The 6,610-nt window shown below is 39.5% G+C and carries 4 protein-coding genes; all 4 read left to right on the top strand.

Going from position 1 to position 6,610, the window contains the following annotated elements:
* Positions 1-2,302 (top strand): Z1 domain-containing protein (locus tag JaK3_RS03915; RefSeq protein WP_150114196.1); only part of this gene is annotated, 2,302 nt, incomplete at its 5' end.
* Positions 2,302-3,243 (top strand): PD-(D/E)XK motif protein, encoded by a 942-nt coding sequence (locus JaK3_RS03910; RefSeq protein WP_068320938.1) that lies wholly within the window; start codon positions 2,302-2,304, stop codon positions 3,241-3,243. The genes JaK3_RS03915 and JaK3_RS03910, both read left to right, overlap by 1 nt.
* Positions 3,240-5,312, top strand: coding sequence for an AIPR family protein (locus JaK3_RS03905; protein ID WP_068320937.1), 2,073 nt, complete (start codon positions 3,240-3,242; stop codon positions 5,310-5,312). The genes JaK3_RS03910 and JaK3_RS03905 overlap by 4 nt, the downstream gene beginning before the upstream one ends.
* Positions 5,309-6,277: a phospholipase D-like domain-containing protein gene (locus JaK3_RS03900; protein ID WP_068320936.1), complete on the top strand. Its 969-nt coding sequence runs from the start codon at positions 5,309-5,311 to the stop codon at positions 6,275-6,277. Before JaK3_RS03905 ends, JaK3_RS03900 begins: the two co-directional genes overlap by 4 nt.
* Positions 6,278-6,610 lie beyond the last annotated feature (333 nt).

The raw sequence follows: 6,610 nt of genomic DNA, 5'->3' as shown, positions 1-6,610 counted from the left end.
AGATCCATTTTTATGTCGTGGCATGGTTGTGGGAGATGTACAGGCCGGTAAAACTCTAAATTACTCAGCTCTGATTAATAAGGCCTGCGATATGGGCTATAAATTGATTATTGTATTAACAGGGTTGACTGAGGACCTGAGATCACAAACGCAAAAGCGTTTGGATAGAGATTTCGTTGGCCAAGAATCTCAACGCAGTCGAGTTGGGATGTCTGCGTCTACCGGCAATCGAATCGGCGTAGGTATTGGTAGGAGATCTCAGCCAGTAATGGTTTTAACAGATAAAAATACAGACTTTAAAAATCCAGGGGTATTGAATATTGATGGCAATACTAATCCTGTATTAATTGTTGCCAAAAAGAACAAATCAATTCTTGAAGAAATTAATGTTTGGTTAAGGACGCAAAACTCTGGCGGTAAGAAGTTGCAAAGCCCGGTCTTAATCATCGATGATGAGGCAGATAATGCTTCAGTAGACACGGCCAAGCCTGACCAAGAGCCTAGGGCAATCAATAAAGCAATAAGAAATATGCTGAAGCTATGCGACCGGGTGAGTTATGTGGCCTATACCGCGACACCATTTGCAAATATTTTTATTGCGCCAGATGACTATGCTGATGCATCTGAAATGAAGGATTTATTTCCTGAAGACTTTATTGTTGCCTTGAATCCACCCTCAAATTACCGGGGCGGTAAATTTTTCTTTGTTGATGAGAATACCGCTCCACAAGCAACCATCCTAATTAAAGACGCTGAGAATAAGATTCCTTTAAAGCATAAATCTGGTTTTGTAGTGGCTGAATTGCCTGAGTCCTTAATTGAAGCGCTGGGCACTTTTTTTGTTGCCTCTGCTATTAAAGATATTCGACGCTTGAGTGGAAAAATAAATACATCCAATCCTGACAATAGATTTGATACCTGCCTGATAAATGTTTCCAGGCTAACAAGCGCACAGGATAGTCTGCGACATCTTGTGCAAGAGCAGGTCGATTACTTTTATAGCTCCATAAAAGCAAACGCTGGCCTGAAGGACTCTAGAGATATTAAGTTCAATTCCTTAAGAGATCTTTTTATCAGTGAATATGCTGATAATTTAGCCGGTTCAGTTGAATGGGCTGATGTATGTGAGTCTCTTTTGGTAATGGATAAGCCGGAAGTGGTTGTCATTCATGGAAAATCTGATGATGCAATGCATTGGGATGAGTCAAGCCCGAAAAAATTAATTGCTATTGGCGGCTTTAGGCTTTCCCGAGGGCTAACTTTAAGTGGCTTAACCATCAGTTATCTATATCGAAATTCGCTGATGTACGACACTTTGATGCAGATGGGGCGATGGTTCGGCTACAGAGATGGTTATGAGGATCTTTTGAGGTTATGGTGTTCGCCACAATCAATGGATTGGTATAGCCATATTACCAATGCGACTGAAGAGCTACGCGAGAGTATTGCACAGATGGCTAAGCAAAAAATGACACCAAATGATTTTGGTATGAGAGTTAGATCACACCCTGATTTACTTGTAACTGCAAAGAATAAGATGCAAACAAGTAAAAATGTAAGAGTGCAGATGTCATTTTCTGGAACTTATGAAACTTATGCATTCGATTTGGAGCCAGAGCGCAATCAAGAGAATAAGGCTCTAATCCTCAATCTAGTAAAAGCAAATTTAGGTAAAGAGGTTGCCGCTCCAGCAGATCAGTCGCAGCATTTCTTTATGAGCGATGTTTCTGGAAATGAAATTATTCCATTTTTAAAAGATTTAAATGTGCATAGATTTAATGGTGGGTGGGCTGATAAGGAACTATTCGGTCGTTATTTGGATTACGTCCAAGAGTCCGATCTTATGCATTGGGACTTATGCGTATTTAATAAGAAAAATGGCAAGTCGGGAAAGGATTCTACGTCTGAAGAGCTTACCGAGGTATTGGGTAGGCATGTATTTTCGCAAACCCGTACGATATTCTTTAACGGAAAAGCCAACTATCTTAAGGCGCTATTTGTTAATGGAAATCGCAAATTAAGTACTGGTGCCATTAACCGAATTGGTTTGGCAGATGGCGTCGAGCGCACGAAACCTATGCTTGTGATTCACGTGATTGAACCCATTGAGCCGGCCGATAAAGAATTGCCAGATGATTTGAAAAAATTATCTGGCAACCTTTATTACGGAATTTCTGTGATTCTGCCAGTAACTAAAAAAGAAATTAAATCGATTTCATATGACGTGACAAGAGGTTGGTTGGCAAGATATATGCCCGAATCAGAAGATTTGGATGATGAGATTGAGGCGGAGGAAGTCTAATGACTGTTTGGTCTACTATGGATAAGCCATCCGGCAACTCCATCACAATGAGATTGGCAGAAAAAACTGATCATGCAATTTGGTCCTGGGTGAAGCAATCTGACGGTAAGGTTGGTTTAGCTATTCAGGTTCTAAATGGTGATATTCCCACGCCTGAAATCCCAATTTCTAAACACTTCGAAGTAAAAGAAAAGGTTTATGAAAACTGCCCCCCAATGTTGACCCTTATTTGCGTCAACTACGAATTTTTTGAAATTTTTGAAGTGCTATGCCAGGATTTGATTAACTATTCGAAGAGTTTGCGCACAGTTGAGCAGCTATTGTTAGGTATAAAAAATCGAATACTTGTCTGGTATGAATTGTTTAAAAAAGATTTTAAAGGTCTAACAAAAAAACAAGTAATTGGCTTGGCTGCTGAGTTGATGTTTTTAAAGTTATGGATCACGAAATTCAAAGAAAATATTGGAACTTGGGTAGGCCCTGAAGATAGCCCCCAGGATTTCATCTCGAAAAATAGATCTTTCGCCATTGAAACAAAGGCTACAAGTTGGGCTTTGGCGGATATAAAAATTTCCTCTTTATTTCAACTGGATTTCTCAGGCCGGCTTTATATCGCTGTATTTCCAGGTAGGCTGGTAGATTCTGACGATCCTGCGGCAACGAATTTGGACGAGATCATTGACTCTATTAGAAGGGATTTGGATCCAGAAAAATCCTTATCCCTCGAAACAAAGTTGCTACTTTCTGGTTATGTCTCCAATAAATTTAATGATATTTATTTTGAACTAGGTGCGCCAGTTTTTTACAGGGTGGTAGACGGCTTCCCTAAGCTCACCAAGGCCAATGTCGCAGGCTCGATAGTTGATTGTAAGTACAGCGTATCTTTAGCAGATTTAGAAATATTTAAAGTTTCATTGGATGAAATAGAGGTTTCAACGTGATTACCGCTCAAGAGTTTTATCAATCTCTTAAAGAAACACTCGCTTTAACTGCCGGCGTAGATGGTTCGTCTATTGAATCTGAATTTGTAAGGTTTGGGCTCGATAAGCTTGTTGATTTTGGCGATATTGATAGCTATGAGCTTATTGAGGATGGCCGAGATTCTGCTGATATCTGGCGTATTGATGCCTTCTCGGATGACAGTGATTCTGAGTTATCAATTGGAACAATGTCTTTATTTATTAGCTTGTTTGATCAAGCCGATGAACCTGCTAACCTAATTCAAACTGATATTGATAGGCTATTGAAGAAGCTTAAGAAATACGTTGAATTCGCCTTAGAAAAAGATCCGTTTAAGTTTTTTGAGCCTGGTAGCGGACCATTTAATGTTGCTACGACTTTAAAGTCTGCTTGGACTAAGGCAGTAAAACCTAATTTGAAATTTTACGTAATCTCAAATAGACCAATTAGTAAGCGGATTACTGATATTGAGAATATTGAGATTCACGGTTCTCATGTTGAGGTTGTTGTTTGGGACTTGGGTCGCTTTCTTCAGATGGAGCTATCGGGACGTGAGCGCGAGGATATTGAAATTGATTTGTCAGCTTCACCCTTAAAGGCTCTAATGGCAACCACCGCGAACGAGGGTGCCTTAAAGTCGGCATTGGTAGTTATGCCAGCCTCGGTTCTTGTTGGCATATATGGAAAATGGGGCGGCAGATTGCTTGAGCAGAACGTTCGCAGCTTCCTGTCCACTAAGAATTCTGTCAACAAGGGTATGCGGGAAACTATTAGCTCTGCGCCAGATAAATTCTTTGCATTTAACAACGGCATAACTGGAACTGCCGAGGATGCCACATTTGAGTCTAAAGATGATGGCCTTTATTTAACTCATTTAAAGAACTTCCAAATTGTTAATGGGGGTCAAACAACAGCCACTCTCTACGCAACAGCAATAAAAGACAAATTAGATATGTCCAATATTGCGGTTCAAATGAAGCTTTCAATTGTTTCGCCAGAAAAAGCCAATGAATTAGTGCCTTTCATTTCTAAGTTTGCCAATTCTCAAACAAAGGTTAATGACTCAGATTTATTCTCAAACCATCCCTTTCATCAAAGATTTGAAGAGTTTTCTAGAAGAATTAGCGCTCCGCCAAAACCTGGTGCAGTGGCTGGAAGCTTCTGGTTCTATGAAAGGGCTCGCGGACAGTATGTAAACGAACAGGCATACAAGACTGATGCTGAGAAGAAAAAATTTCAAGCACTAAATCCTAGAGATCAAATGCTAACCAAAACCGAGCTTGCAAAGTATTTGAATACATTTGAGATGTTGCCAAATATTGTTAGCAAAGGTGCGCAATATAGCTTCAGTGAATTTGCAAAGCGAGTAACTAATTCCTGGGATCAGTCGGATTCAAATATAAGCGAAGGGTTTTTTAGGTCTCTAATTGCCATGGCAATCATGTTTAAGCGACTTGAAAAACTTGTCCAGGCCAAAAAAGAGGAGTGGTTTATTGTTAGCCGCGCAAACGTTGTCACTTATACGCTTTCCTTGCTTTCTTATATGGCAAAACAGTCTGGTAAAGCGATTGATTTTGAGTCCATTTGGAAAAAACAGGCCTTACCAATTCCAGTCGAGAATGCCCTCTTAAGGTTAGCCAAAAAAGTTAATGACTTACTTCGCGATGAGAATCGTCAGATTATGGAGTTAAGTTCTTACGCAAAGAGTGAGGCATTCTGGACTGTTGTTAAAGCTGAAGCTAAAAATATAGATTTGTCTGAATTCTCTGAAATTTTGATTGATAAGGGTGAGTTTATTGAGCAAAAAAGAGAAGATAAGAAGAGCCAGAAGTTCACCTCAGATTTAGAGTCCGAGCTCAAGGTTAAGGGGACGCCAGCGCCAGTATGGTTAAAGGTTCTTAAGTATTTGCAAGATAACAATATGGAAAATCCAAGCCGTACGGCTTTAATTTCAAAAGCCCAAAGGACTCCATTAAAGCTTACAGACAAGGAGTGTTTATCACTCTTTTCGGTGCTTGATGAATATGAATCCTTTTATAGAAATCAATGAATTCGTTAGAGCATCTAGTTGAGTTGATTGAAACTCAGTCACCAACTCACATAACAATACTGGCGCCGGTATTCAACCCAACATTTTTGTGGAAACTTTCCAAAGATGTTGGGTTGTATAAAAGAAAGAATCTAGAAGAATTAAAGGTGTTCATCCTTAAGTTTTCAGATGGAGATGACCAGATATTCTTCCTGAACGAGTGCATAGAGCTACAGGAATTATTTCCAAAAATATGCCTATATATGGTGGATCTTTCAAAAGCAAAAGATAGCTTGAAAATGGCGCCTGGCGTTATTTTGCTTGCTAATGAAACTTCAAGAGCCTTCGCATTCGAAAGAGAATTTTCTTCGCAGGGATTTGAGATATCCTGCGTACTGTCAGGAATTCCATTGTCTAGGGGTCTTGAGATCTTCGGTGATCTAGAAAACCAGTCGCATAGGATAACGAGAGATTTTCTAGATAACTTTGGTACATCCTTAAAAAGTGATGTCCCACTTGTATTTTCTTCCAAATATTTTGATGAGAAAGTGACCTTTGATCTATCTTTTGTCTCCTCTAAGACTAAAGAAATTCATAATGCAGGGGCGGGCCTTAATTGGGGTCAACATACCTCAAGTAGAGGCAGAAAAGATTTGAATGCCGCATATATACATGTACCAAAATCTATTCAAGGCAATCAATTGCTTCCAAGCCCGGGGACAATTTTTTCCTGCCAATTTGAGGATGGAATTGAATTTGATATGGTGCGTACTGGTGAGGGAGGCAAAAACCTTACTAGTGCCTATGAAAATCAAATTCTTGGTAGGTACGTCCGCTATAAATTGGGTGTGCCTTTGGGTGCAATAATTGACCACTCTAAATTGAGCACCGGCGGTGTTTTGGGTATTTCTTTCATCAGGCTGTCTAAGTACAAATATTTGGCAAAATTTAATAATTCAAGTATTTCATGTGTCTATGAGCCTTAGGGGCATTGAGCGTATTACCCCCGCCTTGGATCAAAGAGAGCCTTCTTAATCTACCTATCTCAATGAAATACAAGTAATAACCAATACTTTCAATGGGTTGTGGCTGTGGTGAGTTTCAAGATAAGTGACGAAAGTTCCAAGATGGATGAATATCGTCAAAATCCTTAAAGAATTTATGGTGATCCGCCCTTGAAATACAGGGAATGAGACCTATATAATCAGCACTCCCTACACGCGAGTGCTAAAAAGGTGATTTATCAGTAGATTACCCTAAAACTCCGTGTAATGAGATTGTAAAGCATTGATTTATATAGTTTATTTAAATAGTTAACA

Origin of the sequence: Polynucleobacter yangtzensis, from assembly GCF_001595965.1 — a bacterium.
GTDB lineage: Bacteria > Pseudomonadota > Gammaproteobacteria > Burkholderiales > Burkholderiaceae > Polynucleobacter > Polynucleobacter yangtzensis.
Note: the sequence above shows the minus strand (reverse complement) of the source record. Positions and strands in the feature narration are given on the sequence as shown.